The organism is Streptomyces sp. WY228 (assembly GCF_019287315.1).
GTDB lineage: Bacteria > Actinomycetota > Actinomycetes > Streptomycetales > Streptomycetaceae > Streptomyces > Streptomyces caviscabies.
This window is the reverse complement of record NZ_CP079114.1, coordinates 8,070,066-8,093,775: the sequence shown is the minus strand read 5'-3', so window position 1 is coordinate 8,093,775 and position 23,710 is coordinate 8,070,066. Positions and strand designations below refer to the sequence as shown.

Sequence of the window (23,710 nt, the reverse complement as noted above, 5' to 3'; positions counted from 1 at the left end):
CCGGTCACCGGTCGGCGGTGGCCGTACGGCGTCGGGAGCGGCGGGCCGGCCGCGGCTCCTCCTCCGTCTCGTCGGCTGCCGCTTCGTCGTCGTACTGTTCCTCGGCGTCCTCGTCCGCGGACTCCTCCACCGGTTCCTCCAGCTCGTCCGCCGGCTCGTCGCCCTCGTCGTCCTCGTCGACGAACTCCTCGTCCTGCGGCTCTTCGTCGTCGTACGCGAGATCGTCGCCCTCGGAAGCGTCGTCCTCGGGGCCGTCACCCTCGTCGCGGGGCTGCTCGTCCTCGAACGCGTCGTCGGGCGAGCCCTCATCGGACGCGGCGCCCTCGTCGTTCTGCGCCTCCTCCTCTTCCAGCGCCTCGTCATGCCCGACGACGACTTCCCCGTCGCGGATCTCGCCCCGCCAGCTGTCGGTAGCCCCACCGCGCATCATGAGGAACTTGCGGTAGAGCTTGAGGTCGAGCCGGGCCCGGCGGCCCTGGGCGCGCCAGATGTTGCCGGTCTTCTCGAACAGCCCCTTGGGGAAGTATTCGAGGACCAGCAGGACGCGGGTCAGGTCGTCGGTGATCGCGTGGAAGGTGACCACGCCCTTGACGGTGCCCTTGGCGCCTTCGGTGGTCCAGGTGATGCGTTCGTCGGGCACCTGCTCGGTGACGTTCGCCTTCCAGCTGCGGGTCGACTTGGCGACCTTCACCTTCCAGTTGCTGGTGGTGTCGTCGGCCTTCTCCACGCTCACGACACCCTTGGCGAACGAGCTGAACTCCTGGAACTGGGTCCACTGGTCGTACGCCTCGCGGACCGGCACGCCGACGTCGACGTCCTCGACGATGGTGACGCTCTTGGACTTGCCGCCTCCGAACTTGCGCCCCTTGCCGAACAATCCCTTGACCTTGTCCTTGACGGTGTCCTTGAGATGGGAGGCGCCCGCGCTCAGGGCGGCCTGACCGGGGGATTTGCCTTCGCCGAGGGCTTGGCCGCCCTTGGCGAGGCTCTTGAGGGCTCCGGCCCCGCTCCCCGGCTCCGCGAGCTTGGACACCGAGTCGCCCAGACGGTGCCCCAGCTGGGTCACCGCGTGTTCGGCACGGGCCCGGACGTAGTTCTGCAACTCGTCCTTGAGCCGGTCGGTGGCCGGGTTCTTGACCACGTCGTCCTTGATGGCGCCGAGTGCGGAATCAGGCATCGTCGCCTCCTCGGGCCTTGCGGGCGCCGGATGCGGCGGTCTTGCGTGCGGCACCGGTGCTCTTGTGCGCGGAGGCGGAGGTCTTGCTCGCTCCCCCGGACCGGCCGCCGCCCGACGAGGACCTCCTCTTCGAAGCGGGCTTGGAGTCGGACGCGGCGGCGGTCCTGCGGGGGGCGCGCTTGCGCTTCTCACCCTCGTTCGAACCTCCTTCGTCCCGGCCCTTCCCGGCTTCGTCAACCTCGTCCGGTTCCTCTTCGTCGGCCTCGGGCCCCGCCTCGAGCGCCCGGGTGCGCTGCTGGAGCGAGTCGGCCAGGCTGCCGGCCCGCTGCGTGACGGCCTTGGTGGCCGCGGTCTTGGTGGCGTCCACCAGTTCCCTGCGCACCTGGTCGTTGAGGGACCCCAGGACCGGAGAATTGGCCAGCATCTTGCCGAGCTGCCGCGGGTCCAGATCGAACTTCTTGCCGACGAGGAACATCCCGAAACCCAGGGCGAGTTTGGCCTTCTTCGTGCGCCCCAGCAGGTATCCCCCCACCAGAGCGGCGCCTATCCTGGCGTTGTTCGTCATGTGCGATGCACCTCTGATCTTCCCCCGGTCGCATGTGGTTGTGGCTGATGGTCACGGCGTCTGCCGTGCGTTCTGCCGGTACTCCTCGATCTCGTCGAGCCGGTCGAGCAACTCGTCCTCGCGGCGGTCGAACTCCTCGGCGTCGATGAGGCCGTCGATCAGGTCCTGCTCCAGCTGCGCGAGGCGGGCCCGTACCGGCTCGGGGTCGTAGTACTCCTCCTCGGCTGCGTGGACGACCTGTTCAAGGACCCAGACCGTTCCCCGTACGGGGGCCAGTGGCAAGGTCAGAAGGTTGCTGATGAGGCCCATGGCCAGGTCACCTCCGCTCCGTGAGTCCCTCGGCCCGGCGGTCAGACGAAGCTGTACGGCGGCAGCGGGCCCGTCAGGGTGAACGAGTAGGCGTCACCGCGCCGGTCCGCCTCGCGTTGGACCGCCGCCACGAAGTCGTCGGTCTCCGTCCGGGGCACGAGGAAGGACAGATTGAGGAACTGCTGCGCGGCCGGCTCCGCGTGCGAGCTACGGAGGGCAGCCTCCGCCAGCCGGACGGCGATGTCCTCCGCCTCCTTCTGACGGCGGGCGGCCACCTCTCGGGAGACCAGCTCCCCCAGGGCGACCCGGTCGTCGTGGCTGCCCTGGGCACGTGTGCGTTCATTGAGCTGACGCATCTCGTCGGACTCGGTCATGATCTCCCGCAGGAGGTCGTCCTCGTCGCGGCCGGCCTTGAGGTTGTACTCCACATGGCCGCCCAGTTCCGCCAGCCGCTCCCGGTACGCGTCCGCCTCCCGGTCCAGGGCCGCGGTGACCTCGTCGTCGCCGGGTCCCACCAGGCCGAACCTCATGGGCAGGGTCGCGCCTCCCGCCATGAGCGCTTCCAGAACGCTCTGATGGGCCATGACATCGCGTCGCTTGGCGCGAAGCCCGTCCGGCGCGTCGCTGACCACGGCGGCCAGCCGGTCGGTGCGCAGGGTGCGCAGGGCCGAGGGCGGATCGCCCACGCCGTGCAGGCCGTGCAGGCCGTGCAGGGGCAGCGGGTGGTCGGCGCCCGTAATGGCGTAGATGTAGGTGGGCACCGCTACTCCTCGCGTCGCTGGGTCTGACGGCTGGACGTCGACTTACGGGCCGGACGCTTACGGGGCTCCTCCTCGGGCTCCTCGCGCTTGCCCTGCAACGACTCGCTGAACGCCTCGACGGCGCCGGTGAGCGCGCCCTTGGACTTGCCCTTGGCGCCGTTCTCCGTCATGTCTCCGACCAGATCGGTGAGCTGACTCGGCGCCTTGCGGCCGGACTCCAGATCGAGCCGGTTGCAGGCCTCGGCGAATCGCAGATAGGTGTCGACACTGGCGACGACCACCCGGACATCGATTTTCAGAATTTCGATACCGACCAGGGAGACGCGGACGAACGCGTCGATGACGAGCCCGCGGTCGAGTATGAGTTCAAGAACGTCGTAGAGATTTCCCGAGCCGTTCCCACCGGACGTCGCATTGCTCTGCTGGACGAGTGTCATGGGGAACTCCTTTCGGTGATCTTCGAATACGTCTTACGAGTTACGTCGGACCCGTTACGTCCGACGACGAAACTCAGCGACGGTCGATCTGGCCCCTGGCATAGCGGCGCAGTCGCTCGTAGGACAACAGCGTTCCCTGTGGGTCGAGTTGAACCCGGTAGGAGGCCATCACGCTCATGGTGTCCGGCACTCTCTCCAGCTCGACCACTTCCACGTCCGCCGACCACCCACCATCGGTGGCCTTCACAGCGGAAACAGATCCCGGCTCACACTGGAGCAATTCCGTGAGCTGCGCGGAAGCCTTCCGCATGGCGGTAGGAACGTCGACGCGCTTTCCGTCGTGCTCTTCGTCGGTCTTCTTCTCGGTGCTCATCCATCACCTGTCGCCGGGGATAACCGCTTGCTGATCGGTCTCCGTCGTCCATGGCTGACATTCGCCTGCCCCTGCAATCCGGACGTATGCGCGAACGGAGCAGTCGATGGTGGCGATGCGCACGCCGGGGTACGCGAAGCGGACACGTCCGCCACGAACACGAAGGAGTCAGCCATGGAAATCTCCGGACTCGTCAGCGCTCTGGTCATCGGGGCGGCGGTCGGCCTGCTGGGGCGCCTCGTCCTGCCCGGCCGGCAGCACATCGGCGTCCTGTGGACGCTCGTCGTCGGCATGGCGGCAGCGCTTCTGGGCTCGCTGCTGGCATCCGTACTGGGAATGGGCGACACGGGGGGCGTCGACTGGTTCGAGTGGCTCATCCAGATCGTCCTGGCCGGGCTGGGTGTGGCCGCGCTGGACCGCGCCCTGGCCGGCACCGAACGGCGACCGCGGAGGCACACCTGACGGCCACCGCCACGTCGCGCGTTCAGTCGGTCCGCAGGTCGCCGGTGGGGCCCGTCCCACCCATGGTCCGACGGTCCTCGTCGGTCCATGAACGGGTGTCGCGAGGTTCGACGTAAGGCTCCTCGAACGGGGGGTGACCGCCCAGGATGGCGCGCTCGCGGGCCATCTCCGCATCGAACTCCAGCCCCAGCAGGATCGCCAGATTGGTGATCCACAGCCAGACCAGGAAGACGATGACGCCGGCCAGTGCCCCGTACGTCTTGTTGTACGAGCCGAAGTTGGCGACGTAGAACGCGAACCCGGCGGAAGCGGCCATCCAGATCAGCAGCGCCAGAACACTGCCCAGGGAGCCGAAGGCGAAGCCTCGCCCCTTCGCGTTCGGGGCCGCCCAGTACAGGACCGCAAGCAGCACGGCCACGCAGACGACGAGGGCGGGCCACTTCGCGATCGACCAGATCAGGAGCGCCGTGTCGCCGATGCCCAGCAGGGCGCCGAGCTCACGGGCGATCCCCCCGGTCAGCACCACCATCAGAGCGCAGGCGCAGGCCAGGATCATGAGCACCAGGGTGAGCCCGACGCGTACCGGCAGCACCTTCCACAGCGGACGGCCCTCCGGCAGGTCGTAGACCGAGTTCGCCGCACGCATGAAGGCCGCCACATAGCCCGAGGCGACCCACAGCGCCCCCAGCAGGCCGACGATCGCCAGTACCGAACCGGTGCCGCCGCTGCCCTCCAGCTGAGTGATGGCGCTGGTGATCACGTCCTTGGCGGCTCCCGGCGCCAGCTTCTCGACGTTGTCCAGCGCCTTCCGCGTGGTTGACTCCCCCGCGATCCCGAGGAGCGAGACCAGCACCAGAAGGGCCGGGAAGAGCGACAGGATTCCGTAGTACGTGAGCCCCGCGGCCCGGTCGCTCAGCTCGTCCCGCTGAAATTCCTTCGCCGTCCGCTTGAGGACCGCCCACCACGACGCGCGGCCCAGTTCGGTCGGCGCGTCCGGCGCGTCGCGCGCCACCTGCGCCTCGGGCCCGTTCGGCCCACTCCTGTCTCCTTCCTCCGTCCGCTCCGTTCCACCGCGGCTCCCCTGAACCGGCCCGTGCGGGGAGCCCTGCTCACTGCGCTGTTCGTCGGCCATGGGAGGCGGCTACCCCCGACAGCGTCGATATGCAGACCCGACCGGCCTTCTCAAGCAAGCGCCGCGGCACAGGTCGCGACCCCGGCCCGCCCAAGATGCGGCGCGCCCGAATCTGACGAGACTGGGCGCTATGGCAGACCAACGTTCGGCGCGGGCCACGAGCCCGACCAGGGCCCGGAAGAAGACCGCGCCCAAGAAGGGGCCCGAGCACGCCGCTCGCACCGCCTGCCAGAGCCTGGAGGGGCTGATCGGCCATCGCGCCGAAGGCGTCTCCGCGGTCCGGCGTTCGGACGACGACGGCTGGTGCGTGGTCGTGGACGTTCTCGAGGTGCCCCGGATCCCGGACACGACGAGCCTGCTCGCCTCCTACGAGGTGCAGCTGGACAAGGCCGGAGAGCTCCGGGAGTACCGCCGGGTCCGTCGCTACCGGCGCGGTGCCGCAGACGAGTGATCCGAGACCGTCCGAACAGCTGGAAGGACCCACCCCCATGGCAGCCACCACCACGACCTACGCCGACGAGATCGCTCCGTGCCCGCCCCGCGCCGGCACCTTGTACGACGTGCTGGAGCTCATTCTCGACCGGGGCATGGTGATCGACGTGTTCGTCCGGGTCTCCCTGGTCGGCATCGAGATCATCAAGATCGACGCCCGCATAGTCGTGGCCAGCGTGGACACCTACCTCCGCTTCGCCGAGGCGTGCAATCGCCTCGACCTCGAACGGGACTCCGGCAGCACGACCGTCCCCGAGCTGCTCAGCGGCGGTGCGGCGAAGTCCGTCGGCAAGCGCAAGGTGCGCAAGGCCGCGGAGTCGGTGGGTGATTCCCTGCGCAAGGCGGTGGGACACGACGACGATTCCGACGACGCGGACGAAGAGGACGAGCGCCCGAAGAAGCGTCGCGCCCCGGCCCGCAGCGGCAGCGGCAGCAGCTCAAGCCGGCGCCGCCGAGCGGAGGCCTGAGCCATGGACGGCGACGGACTGTACGTCTACGCGGTGGTCGGCGACGGAACCGCGCTCCCTGAAGGGGCGGGCGGCGTGGGCGATCCCCCCGCCGCCCTGCGCGTCATCGGTACGGGAAGGATCGCCGCGGTCGTCAGTGACGCCCCCGCCCGGCTGCGCGCACGGCGACGGGATCTGCTGGCGCACCAGGACCTGCTGATGGATCTGGCGGACGGCGGCCCCGTCCTGCCGATGCGTTTCGGCATGGTGGCACCGGATGAGGACACTCTCCTCGCCCAGCTGGCCCTGGCGGAGACGAGTCACCTCGCCACCCTGAAGAACCTCGACGGGCACGTCGAGGTGAACGTCAAGGCCCTGCCCGCGCAGGACTCCCTCGCCGAGGTGGTGGCAGAGGACCCCGCCGTACGGCGTCTGCGTGAAGCGGCGCGCAGACGACCCGGTTACGAGGCCAGCGTACGGCTGGGCGAGGCGGTGGCCTCCGCCCTGGCGCGGCGTGCGGCCGAAGCGGGCAAGTCGGTGCTGCGCGAGCTCGCTCCGCTGGCTCACGCGGTCGCCGCAGGGCCCGACGTGCACGGGTGCGCGCTGAACACGTCCTTCCTCGTCCCGCGCGGCCACAGCGAACGGTTCCGTACGACGGCCGAACGGCTCGCCGACGCACTCCGGAGCCATGTCGACCTCCGCATCGCGGGTCCGCTGCCCTGCTACAGCTTCGTCGGTGACGCGGGCGCCCCGCGTCGGCCGGCAGCGATGACCGAAGGCTGACGATGGGACTGGTCTCCGGACTCCTGCTCCTGCCGCTCGCTCCGGCGCGCGGCGTGGTGTGGATCGCGGAGAAGCTCCAGGAGACCGCCGAGCGCGAGTTGTACGACCCCGGCGTGATCCGTGCGCAGCTCGCCGAACTCAACCGCGATCTCGACGACGAACTCATCGATCTCAAAGAGTTCGAAGCGGAGGAGGAGAAGCTGCTCGACCGGCTCCACGCCGCTCAGAAGCGCTGCAACGTCGACAACAGAAGGTGACAGACATGGATGACCAGGCCAAGGTGGCGCTGGCAGCCGCCGTAGTGGGCGGGTACGTGCTGGGCCGGACGAAGAAGGGCCGGCTCGCGCTGAGCGTCGCGACCTATCTGGCGGGACGGCGATTCGGGCTCGAACCCCGTCAGCTTGCGGCCGAGGGGATGCGCCGGCTCGGAGAGGTACCCCAGTTCGCGGAGTTGCAGGAACAGCTGAGGGGCGAGGTCCTGGACGCCGGGCGCCAGGCCGTGACCGCTGCCGCCAACCGGGGCATGACCTCGCTGGCGGACGCCATCGGTGACCGCACGCTGCGCCTCGGTCAGGCCCCTGAGGAGGACGAGGCCGACGAGGACGAGTTCGACGAGGAGTACGAGGAGGAAGAGGGCGAGCCGGAGGACGAGGAGGAAGAAGAGTACGAGGACGAGGAGGAAGAACCCGAGGAGGAAGAGGAACAGGACGAGGACGAGGAAGCCCCGGAGGAGGAAGCCCCGGCTCCGCGAGCACGCCGCAAGAAGGCGCCTGCCGCCCCGGCGAAGAAGGCCCCGTCCCGGAAGTCCGCCCCGGCGAAGAAGGCCCCGTCCCGGAAGTCCGCCCCGGCGAAGAAGTCGACGGCCAAGAAGTCCGCCCCTGCCAAGAAGTCGAGCCCGGCGAAGAAGACGGCAGCGAAATCGACCGCCAAGAAGTCGACCGCGAAGAAGTCGACGGCGAAGAAGGGGTCCTCCAAGTCGGCCTCGTCGAAGCGGACAACATCCAAGCGCTCCGGTAGCGGGAGGTAGACGTCATGGTGAAGTCGGACAGGACCGAGCCGGAAGAGGCGCAGGAGTCGGGTGTCGACCGTCTGAAGGACGAGCTGTCGAAGTACGCGAGCGCCCAGGTGCAGAAGATCGCCGAGAAGGCCGGCGGCAAACTCACCGACCTCACCGGCCAGTTGAGCGATGTCGCGGAGAACGGCGGCTCACTGCCCGCGATCGGCTCCCGTGTGCTCCAGGGCGACTCCCCACTGAAGGCCTTCGTGTCGGAGAAGGCCAAGGGAGCGAAGGACACGGTCGTGGACAAGGCCAAGGAAGCCCTCGGCGGTGGGGGCAAGCGCAAGCGCAAGTCCAGCGGCAGCAAGGTCATGAACATCATCGAGGTCCTCGATGTGGGCGTGCCTCTGCGGACGGCCTACGACGCCTGGACGCAGTACGAGGAGTTCAGCAGCTTCGCGAAGGGCGTCCGCGATGTCTCGAAGAGCGACGAGACGGAGAGCGACTGGAAGGTGAAGGTCGGCCCCTCGTCCCGCAGCTTCAAGGCCACGGTTCTGGAGCAGGTGCCGGACGACAGGATCGTGTGGTCGTCGGAGGGCGCCAAGGGAACAACCAGCGGAGCGGTCAGCTTCCACGAGCTCGGGCCCACACTGACCCGGATCATCCTGGTCGTGGAGTACTACCCTTCCGGGTTCTTCGAGAAGACGGGCAACCTGTGGCGCGCCCAAGGGCGCCGTATGCGGCTCGACTTCAAGCACTTCCAACGCTACGTCACCCTCACCGAGGAGGAGCCGGAAGGCTGGCGCGGCGAGATCCGCGACGGTGAGGTCGTCGTCTCCCACGAGGAGGCCGTCGAACAGGAAGAGGCGGAGGAGCAGGAGCGGGAGGACGACGAGCCGGAGGACGAGGAGGACGAAGAGTACGAGGACGGCGCGGACGACGAGGACGAAGGAGAGCCGGAGGACGAATACGAGGAGGACGAGGACGAAGAGGAGCCGGAAGAGGACGACGAGGACGAGGACGAGCCGCCCGCTCCGAGGCGTCGCAGGCGTCGCGCGAAGGAGTCGCGGTGACCGACCTCGACTTCCGGCAGGGCGATCAGCCGATCCCCGGCCCTCAGACCAACAACCTCGCCGACATCCTCGAACGCGTCCTGGACAAGGGCATCGTCATCGCCGGCGACATCAAGATCGACCTTCTCGACATCGAGTTGCTCACCATCCGTCTCCGCCTGTTCGTCGCCTCGGTCGACACCGCGAAGAAGGCGGGCATCGACTGGTGGGAGACCGATCCCGCGCTGAGTTCCAAGGCATCGCGCAACGCCTTGGAGGACGAGAACCGTGAGCTGAGGGAGCGTCTCCGGGCGCTCGAACCGTCCGCCGGCACCGGCCGGGAGAAGGAGAGCGAGCAGCGATGACAGAGCCCTCGGACTCACGGGTGGCGTCCTCGTCCGCGGACGCGGCGGTCACGTATGTGTTCGCCGTATGCCGCAGCACACGTGCCACGAGCACGTTGGACGTCACGGGCGTGGCCGGCCTGCCGGGCGGTGAAGCGGTCCGGCTGCTTCCGTCGGGTCTGCTGACCGCGGTGGTGCAGACCGTCCCCGCCACCGACTTCACGGACGAGGTCTGGCAGCGCCGGCTGTCCGACCGGGAGGAAATCGAGCGGTACGCCCGGGCCCACCACGCGGTGGTGTCGGCCGTGGCCACGCACGGGCCCGTCGTCCCTCTGCCTCTCGCCACGCTGTACCACGACGACGACCGGGCCAGGAGCCGCCTGGCCGACGAGGCGGACCGCTTCCACACCGCGCTGAAACGCGTCGCGCACCACGCCGAATGGGGGGTGAAGGTGTACCGGCCCCTGGCACCCGAGCCGGACCCGGCGGCCGACGCACCGGACCCGGAGGCGACGGGTGGCCGCGCCCCCGGCGCGGGTCTCGCCTATCTGAACCGGAAACGGGGCGCCCAGGCGCGGCGGGAGAAGCTCCGGGAACAGGCGCTGGACGTCGCCGACTCCGTGGACGCCGAACTGCGCGGGCTCGCCGCGGCATCGCGCCGGTTGCGTACGCACGGTGCGGCGCTGTCGGGCGATCAGCGGGTGCACGTGCTCAATGCCACGTACCTCGTCGCCGACGAACGGGCGCACGAAGTCGGCCGGCTGGTGGCGGCGTTGGGCGAACGTACGGGCGCGCAGATCGAGCTGTCGGGCCCCTGGGTGCCGTATTCCTTCGTCGGAGAGGTGTGACCGTGGCGCACGACGTGGTGCCCTGGGACAGCCCGGAACCCTTGAGCGGTCCTCTCGGGGTGCCGCTCGTCGATCTGCTGGACCGTGTACTGGCGACCGGTGTGGTGGTGAGCGGCGACGTGGTCATCGCGATCGCCGACGTACCTCTCGTACGGCTGTCGCTGCACGCGCTGTTGTCGTCGGTCAACGAGCGGGTGCCCTCGCCGTGGAGCGACGGGGGACCGCTGTGACGGGCCCGCGTGTCGATCTGGACTCCGAGCAGATGGGGCGGGACCTGGTGGCCCTGGTCCTGACGGTGGTGGAACTGCTGCGGCAGCTGATGGAGAGACAGGCCGTCCGCCGGGTGGAACAGGGCGATCTGAGCGAGGAGCAGGTAGAGGAGATCGGTACCACGCTGATGCTGCTCGACCAGCGGATGAAGGAACTCTGCGAGCAGCACGGTGTACGGCCGGAGGACCTGAATCTCGACCTCGGCCCGCTGGGGACCCTGCTGCCCCGCGACTGAGATCCCTCGTCGCGTCTCCGGCCCCACTCGAATGGCGTATGCGGTCCAGCAGGCGCAGAGTGAGTGAGGGGGCCGCGCGGGCCGGGAGGGGGACAGGCTCGTGGCAATGACTCTCTGTGAGGCAGACATGGCCGACACCGAAAACCTGGGCACAGGCACCACGACCGACCGGCGCTCGGAAGGATCCCGTGACCGCGGCAGAACGACCATCGCCGACAACGTCGTCGCCTCCATCGCCGGCATCGCGATACGGGAGACCGACGGCGTCCATTCGATAGGCCGAGGAGCGTCGAAGGCCCTGGGGGCCGTCACCGGGCGTATGTCCGGCTCGTCCGGCTCCTCCGCCGCGGGTCGCGCCGTCAAGGTGGAAGTGGGCGAGAAGCAGGCCGCGATCGACGTCGACGTCAAGGTGGAGTACGGCACGACGATCCACGAACTCGCGGACCGGATCCGGACCAACGTCACCGACGCCGTGGAGTCGATGACGGGCCTGGAGGTAGTCGAGATCAACATCGTCGTCTTCGACATCCACGTCCCCGGCGACGATGACGACGACGATTCCGACGATCAGGGCGGGTCCCGCTCGGGCGGAGGCTCTCCTCGCGTCCGGTGAGGGGCGTTCACGGTTGACCGAAGGCAGGAGAGAATATGCCCGACAGTCCGGGAGGGCGCCGGATCCGCCGTGTTCCCACCCGCCCTCTGCACGGGCGGACCGCCGTCGTCACCGGCGCCGCTCGCGGCATCGGTGAAGCGCTCGCCCACAGCCTCTCCCATGCCGGGATGCGGGTCGCCCTGCTGGGCCGGGAGAAGGCGGCCCTGCAGAGGGAGGCCGATTCCCTGCCCGGTCCGAGCATCTGTGTCGAGTGCGACATCACCGACCGCACGGCGCTCGCGGAGGCCGCACGCCGCGTGGCGGCCGAACTCGGGCCCGCCGACGTAGTCGTGGCCAACGCCGGCATCGCGGTGAGCGGCCCGTTCGACCGTACCTCCGGCGAACTCTGGCAACGCGTCATCGACGTCAACCTCATCGGCTCCGCCAACACGGCCCGCGCCTTCCTGCCCCAGCTCACCGCCACTCGCGGGTACTTCCTCCAGATCGCCTCGACCGCCGCGTTCGGCGCGGCCCCCATGATGAGCGCCTACTGCGCCTCCAAGGCCGGAGCGGAGTCGTTCGCCCTCGCCCTGCGCGGCGAAGCCGAACCGAACGGGGTCCAGGTCGGTATCGCCTATCTGCACTGGACCGGCACCGACATGCTCACCGGCATCGACGACCACCCCGTCCTGGCAGCCCTGCGCCGCAACCAGCCCCGCCCCGCCCGCCGGGTCCACTCCCCCGCCCAGGTCGCCCGTTGGCTCACCCGGGGCATCACCCACCGCACGCCGAACATCTACGCCCCGCCCTGGCTCCGCTGGTGCCAGCCTCTGCGCCCCCTGTTCCCCGCGCTGATCGCACGGGCCACCCGCCGCGAACTACGAAACCTTCCCCGCGAGGACACGTCTTCGCCCGCCGAGGTCCTGGGCGGCGGAGGCCGTGCCGACTGGGACGCCTCCCGGGCGTCGCGCCCCGCTGCCCGGCCCGACCGGTAGACCGGACCGCCACGTTCCGGCGGACGGGCGGAGGGCGGGGGGCACGTTCCGGTGGAGCGGCGGAGGGCACGACGATCACGCCCCTTCACCTCGTACGCGGGTGGTTCCGCCGGTCCGGCCCCGGTGGGCCAGCAGTCGTTGGACGGCGGAGAGCGCGGCCGTGGTGGCGCGCGTGGAGCGGATGGCGGCGCGGGCGGCGTTGGCACCCGGAGCGCCGTGCACCCCGCCGCCGGGATGTGCGGACGCGGACGCCAGGTACAGCCCCTTCACGGGCGTTTCGGGGCGGCCCGTCCCCGGCACGGGCCGGAACACCAGCTGCTGGTGCATCGCGGCCGTACCTCCGTTGATGGCGCCGTTGTGCAGATTGGCGTCCGCGGCCTGCAGGAACGCCGGGGCGAGAATCCGCCGGGCCCGGATCCGGCTGCGGAACCCGGGGGCGTACCGCTCGACCCGCGCCTCCATCCGGTCGGCCATCCGCTGTTGTTCCCCGGCGCCCCACCGGCCGGTCAGCCCGTCCGGGCCCGCGTCCGCCTTCACCGTGTGGGGCACGTGGGTGTAGGCCCAGGCCGACTGGGTGTCCAGCGGGGACCGGGTGGGATCGGCCGTGGTCATCTGCCCCATCAGCAGGAACGGGCGGTCCGGGGCCAGGCCGCGGGCGATCTGGGACGCGCACCGGGTCAGCTCGTCGACGCCTTCCGCGAGGTGGACGGTGCCCGCCGAGGCGGCGGCCGCACTGCTCCACGGGACAGGACCGTTGAGCGCCCAGTCCACCTTGAAGGTGGCGAAGTCCCACTGGAACCGGCGCATGTCGTCCAGGAGCCGGCCCGGCAGGTGCTCGGCGGCGACCAGCGATCCGTAGAGGCTCGGGGCGGAGACGTCGGCCAGTACGGCCCTGCGGACGGGTACCGCCTCCCCTGACTCCGTACGGACACCCACGGCGCGGCCCCCGCGGACGACGACCTCGGTCACCCGCTGCCCGCACCGCACGTTTCCCCCACGGCTCCGCAACCGCCCGACCAGTGCCGCGGTGAGGGCACCGGCGCCACCGACGGGAGCGGGGAAGCCGTGGAACTGCCCCAGCATGGACATCAGCCAGCCGAAGCCGCCGCTGCCCGCCGCCTCGGGGGCCAGATCGGCGTGCAGGGCGTTCCCGGCCAGCAGCAGCCGCCCGCCCTCCCCGGCGAACTCCTCCTCGCCCAGCCTGCGGACGGGGAGCACCAGGCTGCGGGCCAGCCGCAGCCCGCCCGCCGCCCGGAGCCGGGCCGCCAGCACCGTGCCGGCCCGGACGGGAGGGAAGGGCGAGAAGAGGGCGCTGACGATGCCGTCGCCCACCCGGTCCCAGATGTCGCAGAGGCCGAGCCAGCCGTCCCCGTCGCCGGGTGCGAACCGGTCGAGGCCCGCGGCGGTCGCCGAGCGGTCGCGGTCCAGGACGGCGCACCGGCCGTCGAGCAGGGGATGCGCGAGCACCTGGGGTGCGTGACTCCAGCGGAGCCCCTGCCGGTGCAGTTCCAGCCGGGCCAGCACCGGGGAGGCAGCGGCCAGCGGGTAGAACGAGCTGAACAGATCGTTGACGTATTCGGGGTGGACCCCACGGTCGCTGCGGACCGCGCCGCCCGGCTCGTCCTGCGCCTCCAGCACCTCCACCGACCAGCCCGCGTCGGCGAGCAGATTGGCGGCGACCAGGCCGTTCGGTCCGCTGCCGATCACCACTGCGTCGACCATGGGAGTGTCACCCTCCGCTATTCCGTCGCCGGTCGCCCGGTGCGCCTCTGCGCGCCCCCACTCGTCGGATCTGGATCAGCGAGTCCAACAGGACGTTGTGGAGCGTGCCGCCCACGCCTCGCAGCGGGTGTTCGTCGACGGTCACGAGGGTCTTGTCGCCCCAGGGCCGGGTGTCCAGGGCGATGCGTGCCGACCCCAGCGGGCCGGCCTCGGCCTCCAGCTCCAGCGTCCGGGGCCTCTCGATGCGCCGCACCACCGTGCGGCCGGTGAACTCCTTGGGCCCGAGCCGCACGCTGTAGGTGATCGAGGAGCCCAGCTCGGGCCAGTCGCCCTGCTCGCGGCGGGACTCGGAGGTCCCGACCACCCAGGTGCCGTACAGACGTTCGTCCTCCAGGATCTTCCATACGGCGGGCGGAGCGCGGTCGATGAGATGGTGCCGGGCGGCCATGTTCTTCCTCGCTTCGTCGGTTTGTCGCTTCGTCGCTCGTGCGTTGCGGCGCCGGACGCCTTCAGGCCCGCGGACGGCTCGGTTCGAGCTGTCGGACACGTCCGTCGAGTTCGCGTCGGTAGAAGTCGATGAATCCGTCGGGGTCGGGGCCCGCGTTCTGCATGACCAGCCGGTCGAAGCCGGCGTCGACATACCGCTGGGCCACCTCGACGTACCGTCCGGGGTCGGCTCCGCAGGCGAACTTCTCCAGGATGTCCTCCTCGCGGACCGTGGCGGTCGCGGCGTCGAAATTGACCGGGTTGGGCAGCTCGCTCATCACCTTCCAGCCGGTCAACGCCCAGCGCGAGGTCTCAAGCGCTGCGCGTGCGGCGGTGTGCGCGTCGGGGGCCCAGGCCATCGGGACCTCCCCGTAGCACGGGCCGGTGCCGCCGGCGTCGCGGTAGTGCCGGACGATGCTCGGCTTGTCCTCCGTGGCGAACAGGCCGTCGCTCAGTTCGGCGGCGATCCGGGTCGATTCCGGGCCGCTGGCGGCCACTGCGATCAGCGGCAGCTCGTCGGGGAGGTCGAAGACCCGGGCGTCCTGGAGCCGCAGGTACGTGCCCTCGTAGGACTGGTAGCCCCCGCTCCACAGCAGCCGGATGATCTCCAGCGCTTCTCTGAGCAGGTCGTGCCGGGGCTTGACGGCGTCGGGGAAGCCCGGGCCGACGACGTGTTCGTTGAGCCGCTCCCCCGAGCCGACGCCGAGGACGAAGCGGCCTTCGGAGAGCAGGGCGAGGGTCGCGGCCGCCTGGGCGATGACGGCGGGGTGGTAACGCACGGTGGGGCATGTCACCCCGGTCGCCAGACCGATGCGCGAGGTCCGGGCCGCGATGGTTCCCAGCACCGTCCAGGCGAACGGCGAGTGCCCCTGGTTGTCGAGCCAGGGGTGATAGTGGTCGCTGATCTCCACGAAATCGAATCCCGCCTCCTCGGCGAGCACGGCCTGCCTGACGAGCTCCGCCGGGCCGAACGCCTCCGCCGCCAGCTTGTATCCCACCTGCATGTGATCCTCGTTTCGTGTGCGTCACGGTCACTTTGTCCGCTGTTGCATCCTTCGCATCGTTTCGTACGCACAGGGGTACCCCTCGACGCAGGCACGTAACGCCCCTCCGCCCCGCCATGGCGAAGGCGGCCGCTCTCGCACGGAGCGGGCGGACCGGCGGTGACTCCTTCGAACCGCCTCAAAAGCGCCCCCCGGGCCGGTATACGCTCACGCTGCATGATCGACGAATTCGCGAAGGACCCTGCACAGGAGACTGCGGCGGGACCGTGAGGCGCTGCTCTGAAAGCTCGACGGGGTGTCCGAGTACGACGCCCGGCGGCCGTTGACGGCGACGGGGACCCACCTCCTGGGCCTGGTCAAGCATGTGGCCACCGTCGAGGCCAGGTACTTCGGCGAGGTCTTCGGCCGCCCGTCCCGGAGCCGCTGTCCCGTTGGCAGGACTACGACGGCAGTGACCTGTGGGCGGCGGAGGACGAGACCCGCGACCGGATAACCGGGTTCTACCGGCGCACGTGGGAACACGCGGACGCGACGATCGACGCGCTCCCCCACGACGCCCCGGCCATGTGGCGTGGTGGCCCGAGCCCCACTCCGACACGAATCTGTTCGCCGTCATGGTCCACATCCTCGGCGAGACCGTCCGGCACACCGGGCACGCCGACATCCTGCGCGAGGGGCTCGACGGCCGGACCGGGCTGCGCCCCGAACACGAGGGGCCGATCGACGAGGAGGCCCGCGCGGCGTACCGCGCGAAGATCGAGCAGGCCGCCAGGTCGGCCACGTCCACTCCCCCGGTGAACTCCGGGAGCCGGCAAGACACCGCCTGGGATCTGCGGCACGGCAACACGACTCGTGCAGATCAACATGAAGGCCCAGGACGACGCCGCACTCGGCCGGTTCTGGGCGGAGGCGCTGGGTTGGGGTGTCGACAGCGAGGGCCCCGGGGCGACCAACCTCGAACCCGTGGGCTTCACCTACCCCGACCCCGCGGCCGTCTGCATCGACCTCATCGCCCGCCCGGAACGCAAAACGGTCAAGAACCGCGTACATCTCGACCTGGCCACCACCTCGACAGCCCATCAGGAGGAGCTGGTCGCACGCCTGAACAGCCTCGGCGCGACGCCCGTCGACGTGGGGCAGGGCGACGTCCCCTGGACGGTGATGGCCGACCCGGAGGGCAACGAGTTCTGCGTCCTGGAGCCACGCCCAGGCTACCGGGCCGATCGCCGCGGTGGTGGTCGACTGCACCGATCCACGGGAGATGGCCCGGTTCTGGGGCGAGGCGATGGACTGGACGCCGCACGAGGTCACCGACGACTGCGCGACCATGCGCTCCGCCAAAGAGGCCGGCCCCTACCTGGAGTTCATCCGCACTCCCGACACCACGAGCGTGTGGAACCGCGTCCACCTCGACGTCCGCCCCTACCCCGGTGACGACCCGGCCGCGGAGGCGGCCCGGCTGCGCTCCCTGGGCGCCACCGGCCCCGGTATCGACCAGTCCGCGATCCACTGGACCATCCTGGCCGACCCCGAAGGCAACGAGTTCTGCCTCCTCACGCCTGCCTGACCTCAAGCAACGGGCGCCGGGCGAGCAGCCGAGCACGTGGATCAGCGCGATCGGGACGACGTTCAGCACCATCGGATCTTGCGGGATGCCTGTTCGGGGTAGGGCAGAGTCTTCGACGGTGTCCAGGACGCGGGTGAGGTGCCCGCCGGGCCGGTGGGCGGGCCAGCCCGCGTCGCCGGTGGTGATGAAGCGGACCCATGCCTCCCGGAGTTCGCGGGAGAGCGCGACGGCCTCGGGAGGAGGCTTCTCGCCGATGAGCTGGGTGCCGGCCGGGCTGTCAGTGTGCCGAATGCCAGGGGCACGTCGAGGCTGTGGCAGGCGCCCAGGATGCCACCGAGGGCCGGGGCGACCCAGGACAGTTCGAACAGGTACGAGGTGCCGCCCGCTGCGGCGTTCGCCTCGGCCAGCTTCTGCGACGGCATGCGGAAGAGGGCGTCGGAGTACACCGTCTCCACCAGCTCCTCCGGGCCCGCCGGCGGGAACGCGGCACGGTAGGCCCGCGCGCCGCCCGGTTGCGGGGCGTGCAGTTCCGGGGCTGCGTGGGCGTCCTCCTCGGTGAAGGGTGCCGTACCGTCCGCTCACGACGCTGACGTACCGGAATTCGTCCCGGGTGGGGCCGACCAGCAGTTCGGTCCCGTTCGCACGCGCGTCGGCCAGCGCGGGCCAGGGCGTTTCCGGGAGGACTTCGCCGTCGACGACGGGGCACAGCGCGGTGCCGGTGTCCGTGAGGCGTCCCCAGCTCTCCCGGTGTGCGTGGCGGCCGGCGTTGAAGGAGGTGAGCTCGGCGGCCAGGCGCCACGGGTCGATGCCGCGCAGGGCCTCGGCGGTGGGGGCCGCCGAGCCGGTCCGCGAACGCGGCGGTGACCTGCCGTGCCAGCGCGGGCTCGCGGAAATGCTCCCCATGCACGCCGACACCTCGTAGAACAGTTGGCCCGTCGGCCGATCACCGACGGGCACATCGACTCCGGCCGCGACCCGGCGCCCGAGACCAACCTGCTCCTCGCCCTCACCGGCTTCACCCCCTGATCGAACTCGACGTGATCGAGCCCCAGGACGCGCTCGCCGCAATCGACGCGCATCTGGACCGGCTGTCCAGTAGTACGTGACCTGCCCCCCGGGCCTGGGGGCAGGCGAGGACAGGGTCAGGGGTCACCAGTAGTGCCGACGTCCTCCTACCGCGTGCCCCAAAGCTCCGAGAACCCAGAGCACCGCGCCGATGGCGACCAGGATGATTCCGATGGTCCACAGAGCGCCGATACCGGCGATCAAGCCGATGATGAGAAGAATGAGGCCGAGGACGATCATGATGCCTCCGATCAGGCGCACCCCCGCATATTCAGTCTGACGTCGTTGTGACCAGCCCACAACAGGGCCGGTTCGATCAGCCCCACAGTCTTGGTTCGCGGTGGGGCGTTACGGGCGGCGGGGTGTGGGCACTCGGGGGGCACATCCCCTCCACCGCGTCGGCCCCCACCCGCCGAGCGCCCCCGCAGAAGGGCAATGAGATGAGCAACCGCACCCGCCTTCCGCGTCGGACCAAGGGCCCAGGGGCCCTGGTCACCGGCGGCTCCCGGGGCCTCGGGCTGTTCATGGCCCGGCAGCTGGCGGAGCGTGGGTGCGTCGTGACCATCGCCGCCCGGGATGCCGGCGAACTGGAGCGAGCGGCGACACAGCTGAGGGAGGGCACCGGGGCGACCGTGCGTACCGCCGTGTGCGACGTGCGCGACCGCGCCGCTGTGCGCGTCCTGGTGCGTGAGGTCCATCAGCGTGACGGGCTCGACCTCGTCATCGCCAACGCCGGGGTCATCCAGGTCGCGCCCGTCGAGGCGGTGGGTGTGGCGGAGTTCGGTGACGCCATGGACACCATGTTCTACGGCGCTCTGCACACCTCGCTGGAAGCGCTGCCGTATCTGAAGGAGACCCGGGGCCGTCTCGGCCTCATCGGGTCGGTCGGCGGTCTCCTCGGCGTGCCGCATCTGCTGCCCTACTCGTGCGCCAAGGCCGCGGTCGGGGCGCTCGCCGAGGGGCTGCACGCCGAGGCGGCCGCCTCCGGCGTGAGCGTCACCGCGGTCCACCCGGGCCTTATGCGGACCGGATCGCACCTGCAGGCCGAGTTCGGCGGAGACACGGCTGCCGAGTTCGGCTGGTTCAGCACCGCGGCGGGCGCCCCGCTGCTGTCGATGGACGCCGAGCGGGCCGCCCGCAGGATCGTCGACGCGGTCATCCAGCGGCGTGCCCGCCTGGTGCTCACCGCGCCCGCCAAGGCGGCCCAGCTCGCGCACGGCGTGGCGCCCGGCCTGACGACCCGGCTCAGCGGCGTCGCCGCCCGGCTCCTGCCGTCCGCGTCGGATCCGGGCCCCCTGCGTCAGGGCGCCGAGGCAGGCGAGCCGCGCAACCCGATCGCGAAGCTCGTCCGGGCTTGCGGCAGCGCGCGCAACGACCGGGTGGTGCGCCGGGCCCATCAGCAAAAGCCCGGGCCGCGCACCAGCTCGTAGGCGGGCCTCCGACGGCCGACGGGTACAGCGCGGGGGCCGCTCCGCGTCCGGAACAACCCCCGCTCGTGCAGGTGAAGCAGTCAGCTCGCGCCGGCCGGTGTGCCGGCCTGGCTCGTCAGGAGGCAGACCGTGCGAGCGCCGCCCCGAAGCCGTTCTGCCAGAGCTGGTTCACGCGGGCTCGCTCTCTGGCGTCCGGCTGGGCGTTGGCGCAGGACGGGCCGGGGCCGCCGCCGGACATCAGCTGGCTGCACGGGCCGGAGTAGGTGTCCGGCAGGCCGAGCACGTGCCCGGTCTCGTGTGTGGTGACGCGGGTCGAGTTGTACTGCTGGTTCTGCCGGTAGTCCAGAAAGATGAAGCCCCGGCCGTGTCCGTCGGTCGAGGCGTACGAACCGCGCGGGTCATTGCCCTCGCGGTAGGTGAAGTCGGCTCTGGAGCCTTCCTGGAGCCGGACGTTGGATACCGAGCTGTTCCAGATCCGCGTGCTGTTGGCTATCTGGGTGCGGAAGCTGGGCGCGGAGGCCGCGCTGTAGGTGACGGTGACGGCCTGGGCCCCCGGGTTGGCGGCCCGCTTCTCGGCGACCGACTTCATCACGGCGTCGAAGAACGCCTGGTTCGCGGCGGCGTTCTCGCCCGACCCGTTGTACGCGACGATGCCGACGGAGGTCGAGGGGGCAGGAGCAGGAACGGCGGATACCGCGGGAGCCGCACCTAACGCGGCGACAAGGCCGAGGCCGGCAAGGGCGCGGGCGGCGGCCGTCGAGACGTGTTTCATGGGGGATTTCTCCTACTGTCCGGTGAACCCGCGCCCTGGGGTTTGTCCGCTCAGCGGACGGGGCGCGGGGCGGTACGGGGAGAGTGTGAGGGTGCGGGCGGCCGCCGGGGATGATGCCAACTCGCGATGACACCGCCCTATCACCCGCCCCGGCGGGAACGGACCGGCCGCGATACCGGCCTGACCGGCGCCTGGCCCGCGTCCGGCCTTGGCGGTGGCATCGACGACGAGGGGCGCAGCGACTTCCAGCGGCTACGGCCCAGAACGGGGCCGGCCGGGTCCCCGGACCCGAGCGGCTGGCGGCTTTGGCCGCGGGCCTGACGTCAGGGGCACTCCCCGGATGGAGCCCACCGTGCTGCATACCGGTCCGTACGACGTGCCCGTTGCCCGGGACCGCGGCAGCGGCCTCACCTACCGGCCGACGAGCCCGGCCAGGAGGCCGGCGTCGCGGCGGCGCCTATGGGGCCCGAAGAAGTCTGCCGAGTTCGGTGACCTGGCGGGCGACCTCCCGCAACTTGATGTTGCGTTCCTGGGAGAAGCGGCGCAGGACGTCGAACGCCTGGTCCTCGGTGAGCCGGCGGCCGGCCATCAGAATGCCCATGGCCTCACCGATGACATGCCGGGTGTCGACCGCCTGGACGAGCTGGTCGTGGATGCGCGCGCTGGACAGCGCTACGGCCGCGTGGGAGGCGAGGAGCCAGGCTGCCGTCTCGCTGGTCTCGTCGAACATTCCGGGCTTGCGGGAATAGAGGTTCAGCGCACCGAGGTCTTCGTCCTCCGTGTACAGGAGGAAGCCCATCATGCTGCCCACCCCCAGCTCCTTGGCCGGTGGAGCGTAGGCCGGCCAGCGCTGCTCAACGGTGGTCATATCGGTGATCCGGAAGACCTGTTCCCCCGTGCGACGGCGCGCGGCGTCGAAGCAGGGTCCCTCCCCCAACCGTTCCTGCAGCTGGTCGCTGTCGACGACCAGCTGGTCCGTGGCCGCGAGAGTCTGTACCCGCTCGCCGCGCAGGACGAGCACCCCCGCCGCGTCGCAGCCCTCCAGCAACTCGGTCGCCGCCCCGGTGATCCGCTCCAGCGTTCCCTGGACGGAGTCCTGGGCAAGGAGGCTGCGTGCCATCCCGGCCATCCGGTGCGAGACGTCGTGCCAGTCCATGGCCGTCCCGTCCGATTGATCGGTTTGCCGAGCCGACCGCTCCGACAGCCGGGGTTCCATGCAACCACAGCGGTCCCGGGAGCACCGGAGGCAGCGGTACCCGAGGCCGCCCTCGTAGCGTCCCGGAGGCGCGCCCCGTCCCCTCGCCCGGCCGCCGCGCAGAGGCGCGCGCTCGGCGGTTCTGCGTACGTCGCGAGCGGCGTGCATGATGGAAGGAGGTGCTTGTTCTCTCGCCCTCGGGCTGCACCCGGCCGGGGGTGATCCCCACCGGAAGGCGGTGAGCTGCGTGAAAGCGCTCGTCTACCAGGATCCGCGGAATGTCGCCGTTCTGGACGTCCCCGACGCCAGGATCGAACGTCCGACGGATGTGGTCGTCAAAGTGACCTCGACCAACATCTGCGGGTCCGACCTTCACATGTACGAAGGGCGCACCACGATGGAGGCCGGCCGGACGCTCGGCCACGAGAACCTGGGCGAGGTCGTCGAGGTCGGTGACGGAGTGGACCGGGTGAAGGTCGGCGACCGTGTCTGCCTCCCGTTCAACGTCGGCTGCGGATTCTGCGCCAACTGCGAGCGGGGACTCACCGGTTTCTGCCTCTCGGTCGATTCCGACACGCCTGGCGGGGCCTACGGGTTCGCCGCCATGGGCACGTACGCCGGCGGTCAGGCCGAGTACCTGCGCGTGCCGTGGGCCGACTTCAACTGCCTGGTCCTGCCCGAGGACGCCGAGGAGAAGGAGAACGACTACGTGATGCTGGCGGACATCTTCCCCACCGGCTACCACGCCACCGAACTGGCAGACGTCTCACCCGGGGAGTCGGTGGTCGTCTACGGCGGTGGACCGGTGGGGCTGATGGCCGCCTACTCGGCGAACCTGCGCGGAGCGAGCCAGGTTCTGGTCGTCGACCGCCAGACCGACCGTCTGCGACTGGCCGAGGAGGCTGGTGCCACAGCAGTCGACGACTCCCGAGGCGATCACGTCGAGCGGATCCTCGACCTCACCGACGGCGGGGCCGACAAGGGCTGCGAGTGCGTCGGCTACCAGGCCCACGACCCCCAGGGCGAAGAGCACCCCGAAGCGACCATGAACGATCTCGTCGCTTCCGTGAAGGCGACCGGCTCCATCGGTGTCGTGGGCGTTTTCCTCCCCCAGGACGACGGCGCCCCGACCGAACTGACCCAACAGGGGAAACTCCCCTTCGACTTTGGCCAGTTCTGGTTCAAGGGGCAGCGCATCGGAACAGGCCAGGCCAACGTGAAAGCGTACAACCGCCGCCTCGCCAACCTCATCCACCGCGGGAAAGCGGAACCGTCCTTCATCGTGTCGCACCAACTGCCGCTTTCCGAAGCGGCCGACGCCTACCGCCACTTCGACGACCGCGATCCCGGCTGGACCAAGGTGATCCTCAAGCCCTGACGGGCTACTTCTGGCAGTGCGGGCACCACACCGTGCGCCGTCCCGACATACGGGCCGCTTCCAGTCGCCGCCCGCAACGGGGGCACGTGGCGTCCGGCTCGTCCCGTCGCCCCGTCAGCCACGAATGGCGGGGCGGCACGCGCTCGGCGCGCATGGACGTACGCAAAGTGCGCCTCATCGCCCCGTGAAGCGTGCGGACGGCGTCGGCGTCCAGGTCGCGGGCCGGTGTGCGCGGGTCGATGCGTGCCCGCCAGAGAACTTCGTCGCTGAGGAGGTTTCCCAGGCCGGCGAGGACGGACTGGTTCATGAGCGCACTCTTGACCGCGCCCCGCCGACCGGCCAGGGCGTCCGCCAACTCCGCCCGCGTCACATCCGATGCGTCCGGGCCGAGCCCTTCCAGCAGACGCTCCTCCTCGCCCTCCCGCAACCACTGGGCGCCCTTCAGTTTGCGCTGGTCGCGGTAGTGCAGCCGTACGCCGTCGTCCAGAGTCAGCGGCAGCCGGTCGTGCCGGTGGGGCTCCTCGTGCTCCGTATCGCACAGGAGGGAGCCGGTCATGCCGAAATGCCAGCCGAGGGTCGGGCCGCCGTCCGTCGGAGCGAACAACCACTTGCCGTGGCGCCAGGGCGCGCCGAGCCGTTGCCCGGTCAGTTCCGAGGTCAGCCGTCGAGCCGGCACTCCCCGGAGAATCGCGCTGTCCAGCACATCGACGTCGGTGACACGGCGTCCACGGCCGCAGTCGTCCAGCCGACGGCGGAAGCCCTCCACGTCCGGGAGTTCGGACACGGCTCCTCCTCACGTGCGTATGCGCGGTGCCGCCAGG

29 protein-coding genes and 2 pseudogenes are annotated in these 23,710 nt (G+C 70.4%); 17 read left to right on the top strand and 14 right to left on the bottom strand.

The genetic code is table 11. The features are described from left to right. Positions 1-4: 4 nt before the first annotated feature. From KV381_RS35380 to KV381_RS35355, 6 genes are all read right to left on the bottom strand, one after another. A complete protein-coding gene (locus tag KV381_RS35380; protein WP_218787085.1) occupies positions 5-1,177 on the bottom strand; it encodes an SRPBCC family protein in 1,173 nt (390 codons plus the stop codon). Further along, on the bottom strand, positions 1,170-1,742 hold the full coding sequence (locus KV381_RS35375) for a hypothetical protein (protein WP_030084742.1): 573 nt from the start codon (positions 1,740-1,742) through the stop codon (positions 1,170-1,172). The genes KV381_RS35380 and KV381_RS35375 overlap by 8 nt, the downstream gene beginning before the upstream one ends. Positions 1,743-1,793: 51 nt before the next feature. Continuing rightward, on the bottom strand, positions 1,794-2,051 hold the full coding sequence (locus KV381_RS35370) for a gas vesicle protein GvpG (protein WP_030084743.1): 258 nt from the start codon (positions 2,049-2,051) through the stop codon (positions 1,794-1,796). 41 nt (positions 2,052-2,092) lie between these two features. Further along, the gene (locus tag KV381_RS35365) at positions 2,093-2,812 is read right to left on the bottom strand and encodes a GvpL/GvpF family gas vesicle protein (RefSeq protein WP_218787084.1); all 720 of its coding nucleotides are present in this window, start codon (positions 2,810-2,812) and stop codon (positions 2,093-2,095) included. Between the two features lie 2 nt (positions 2,813-2,814). Beyond that, the gene (locus KV381_RS35360; RefSeq protein WP_030627923.1) at positions 2,815-3,249 is read right to left on the bottom strand and encodes a gas vesicle structural protein GvpA; all 435 of its coding nucleotides are present in this window, start codon (positions 3,247-3,249) and stop codon (positions 2,815-2,817) included. 73 nt (positions 3,250-3,322) lie between these two features. Next, entirely contained in the window at positions 3,323-3,622 is a 300-nt protein-coding gene (locus KV381_RS35355; protein WP_050495725.1) for a gas vesicle protein, read from the bottom strand. Between the two features lie 174 nt (positions 3,623-3,796). Here KV381_RS35355 and KV381_RS35350 point away from each other — a divergent pair, with 174 nt between their 5' ends. Continuing rightward, on the top strand, positions 3,797-4,084 hold the full coding sequence (locus tag KV381_RS35350; RefSeq protein ID WP_030084750.1) for a GlsB/YeaQ/YmgE family stress response membrane protein: 288 nt from the start codon (positions 3,797-3,799) through the stop codon (positions 4,082-4,084). Between the two features lie 22 nt (positions 4,085-4,106). On the opposite strand, the gene KV381_RS35345 is transcribed toward KV381_RS35350, so the two are convergent. After that, positions 4,107-5,216 carry a YihY/virulence factor BrkB family protein gene (locus KV381_RS35345; RefSeq protein ID WP_078611227.1) on the bottom strand — a complete coding sequence of 370 codons (1,110 nt, stop codon included), beginning with the start codon at positions 5,214-5,216 and terminating at the stop codon, positions 4,107-4,109. 130 nt (positions 5,217-5,346) lie between these two features. Between KV381_RS35345 and KV381_RS35340 the strand changes: the two genes are divergently transcribed. From KV381_RS35340 to KV381_RS35285, 12 genes are all read left to right on the top strand, one after another. Beyond that, positions 5,347-5,667 carry a gas vesicle protein gene (locus tag KV381_RS35340; protein WP_030084753.1) on the top strand — a complete coding sequence of 107 codons (321 nt, stop codon included), beginning with the start codon at positions 5,347-5,349 and terminating at the stop codon, positions 5,665-5,667. Between the two features lie 37 nt (positions 5,668-5,704). Continuing rightward, positions 5,705-6,175, top strand: coding sequence for a gas vesicle protein GvpJ (gene gvpJ / locus KV381_RS35335; RefSeq protein WP_030084754.1), 471 nt, complete (start codon positions 5,705-5,707; stop codon positions 6,173-6,175). Positions 6,176-6,178: 3 nt separating this feature from the next. Further along, on the top strand, positions 6,179-6,937 hold the full coding sequence (locus tag KV381_RS35330; RefSeq protein ID WP_218787083.1) for a GvpL/GvpF family gas vesicle protein: 759 nt from the start codon (positions 6,179-6,181) through the stop codon (positions 6,935-6,937). 2 nt (positions 6,938-6,939) lie between these two features. After that, positions 6,940-7,194, top strand: a complete 255-nt coding sequence (locus KV381_RS35325) for a gas vesicle protein GvpG (protein ID WP_218787082.1) — start codon at positions 6,940-6,942, stop codon at positions 7,192-7,194. 5 nt (positions 7,195-7,199) lie between these two features. Continuing rightward, entirely contained in the window at positions 7,200-7,964 is a 765-nt protein-coding gene (locus KV381_RS35320; RefSeq protein ID WP_218787081.1) for a histone protein, read from the top strand. Positions 7,965-7,969: 5 nt separating this feature from the next. After that, positions 7,970-9,007 (top strand): SRPBCC family protein, encoded by a 1,038-nt coding sequence (locus tag KV381_RS35315; protein ID WP_218787080.1) that lies wholly within the window; start codon positions 7,970-7,972, stop codon positions 9,005-9,007. Continuing rightward, on the top strand, positions 9,004-9,351 hold the full coding sequence (locus KV381_RS35310) for a gas vesicle protein (RefSeq protein WP_030084764.1): 348 nt from the start codon (positions 9,004-9,006) through the stop codon (positions 9,349-9,351). The genes KV381_RS35315 and KV381_RS35310 overlap by 4 nt, the downstream gene beginning before the upstream one ends. Further along, the gene (locus KV381_RS35305) at positions 9,348-10,178 is read left to right on the top strand and encodes a GvpL/GvpF family gas vesicle protein (RefSeq protein WP_030084766.1); all 831 of its coding nucleotides are present in this window, start codon (positions 9,348-9,350) and stop codon (positions 10,176-10,178) included. Before KV381_RS35310 ends, KV381_RS35305 begins: the two co-directional genes overlap by 4 nt. 2 nt (positions 10,179-10,180) lie before the next feature. Beyond that, positions 10,181-10,408, top strand: a complete 228-nt coding sequence (locus KV381_RS35300; RefSeq protein ID WP_030084767.1) for a gas vesicle protein — start codon at positions 10,181-10,183, stop codon at positions 10,406-10,408. Further along, on the top strand, positions 10,405-10,683 hold the full coding sequence (locus KV381_RS35295; RefSeq protein WP_030627936.1) for a gas vesicle protein K: 279 nt from the start codon (positions 10,405-10,407) through the stop codon (positions 10,681-10,683). The genes KV381_RS35300 and KV381_RS35295 overlap by 4 nt, the downstream gene beginning before the upstream one ends. A gap of 127 nt (positions 10,684-10,810) precedes the next feature. Further along, on the top strand, positions 10,811-11,296 hold the full coding sequence (locus KV381_RS35290; RefSeq protein WP_218787079.1) for an Asp23/Gls24 family envelope stress response protein: 486 nt from the start codon (positions 10,811-10,813) through the stop codon (positions 11,294-11,296). Positions 11,297-11,331: 35 nt separating this feature from the next. Beyond that, positions 11,332-12,270 carry an SDR family oxidoreductase gene (locus KV381_RS35285; protein WP_030627942.1) on the top strand — a complete coding sequence of 313 codons (939 nt, stop codon included), beginning with the start codon at positions 11,332-11,334 and terminating at the stop codon, positions 12,268-12,270. Between the two features lie 75 nt (positions 12,271-12,345). On the opposite strand, the gene KV381_RS35280 is transcribed toward KV381_RS35285, so the two are convergent. The 3 genes from KV381_RS35280 to KV381_RS35270 all read right to left on the bottom strand — a co-directional run bounded on the left by KV381_RS35280 (position 12,346) and on the right by KV381_RS35270 (position 15,482). Then, entirely contained in the window at positions 12,346-13,992 is a 1,647-nt protein-coding gene (locus tag KV381_RS35280; protein WP_030627945.1) for an NAD(P)/FAD-dependent oxidoreductase, read from the bottom strand. Positions 13,993-13,999: 7 nt separating this feature from the next. Next, positions 14,000-14,440 (bottom strand): SRPBCC domain-containing protein, encoded by a 441-nt coding sequence (locus tag KV381_RS35275; RefSeq protein ID WP_050495727.1) that lies wholly within the window; start codon positions 14,438-14,440, stop codon positions 14,000-14,002. Positions 14,441-14,501: 61 nt separating this feature from the next. Further along, positions 14,502-15,482: a TIGR03557 family F420-dependent LLM class oxidoreductase gene (locus tag KV381_RS35270; protein WP_218787078.1), complete on the bottom strand. Its 981-nt coding sequence runs from the start codon at positions 15,480-15,482 to the stop codon at positions 14,502-14,504. A gap of 216 nt (positions 15,483-15,698) precedes the next feature. Here KV381_RS35270 and KV381_RS35265 point away from each other — a divergent pair. Both KV381_RS35265 and KV381_RS35260 read left to right on the top strand, forming a co-directional pair. Further along, positions 15,699-16,267: pseudogene (locus KV381_RS35265) on the top strand (DinB family protein); the annotation flags it as partial. Positions 16,268-16,346: 79 nt separating this feature from the next. Beyond that, a pseudogene (locus tag KV381_RS35260) lies at positions 16,347-17,049 on the top strand (VOC family protein). Between the two features lie 1,149 nt (positions 17,050-18,198). Here KV381_RS35260 and KV381_RS35250 read toward each other — a convergent pair. Beyond that, complete coding sequence (locus KV381_RS35250) at positions 18,199-18,354, bottom strand: DUF6131 family protein (RefSeq protein ID WP_093445601.1); 156 nt, start codon at positions 18,352-18,354, stop codon at positions 18,199-18,201. Between the two features lie 200 nt (positions 18,355-18,554). Here KV381_RS35250 and KV381_RS35245 point away from each other — a divergent pair, with 200 nt between their 5' ends. After that, a complete protein-coding gene (locus KV381_RS35245) occupies positions 18,555-19,544 on the top strand; it encodes an SDR family oxidoreductase (RefSeq protein ID WP_218787077.1) in 990 nt (329 codons plus the stop codon). Between the two features lie 115 nt (positions 19,545-19,659). On the opposite strand, the gene snpA is transcribed toward KV381_RS35245, so the two are convergent. Further along, positions 19,660-20,316: a snapalysin gene (gene snpA, locus KV381_RS35240; RefSeq protein ID WP_218787076.1), complete on the bottom strand. Its 657-nt coding sequence runs from the start codon at positions 20,314-20,316 to the stop codon at positions 19,660-19,662. A 457-nt stretch (positions 20,317-20,773) separates the two neighbouring features. Beyond that, positions 20,774-21,472: a GAF and ANTAR domain-containing protein gene (locus tag KV381_RS35235; protein WP_030627953.1), complete on the bottom strand. Its 699-nt coding sequence runs from the start codon at positions 21,470-21,472 to the stop codon at positions 20,774-20,776. A 286-nt stretch (positions 21,473-21,758) separates the two neighbouring features. Between KV381_RS35235 and KV381_RS35230 the strand changes: the two genes are divergently transcribed. Then, positions 21,759-22,889, top strand: coding sequence for a glutathione-independent formaldehyde dehydrogenase (locus tag KV381_RS35230; RefSeq protein ID WP_030084789.1), 1,131 nt, complete (start codon positions 21,759-21,761; stop codon positions 22,887-22,889). 4 nt (positions 22,890-22,893) lie between these two features. Here the strand turns inward: KV381_RS35230 and KV381_RS35225 are convergent, their stop codons facing one another. Beyond that, complete coding sequence (locus KV381_RS35225; protein ID WP_030084790.1) at positions 22,894-23,673, bottom strand: Fpg/Nei family DNA glycosylase; 780 nt, start codon at positions 23,671-23,673, stop codon at positions 22,894-22,896. Positions 23,674-23,710 lie beyond the last annotated feature (37 nt).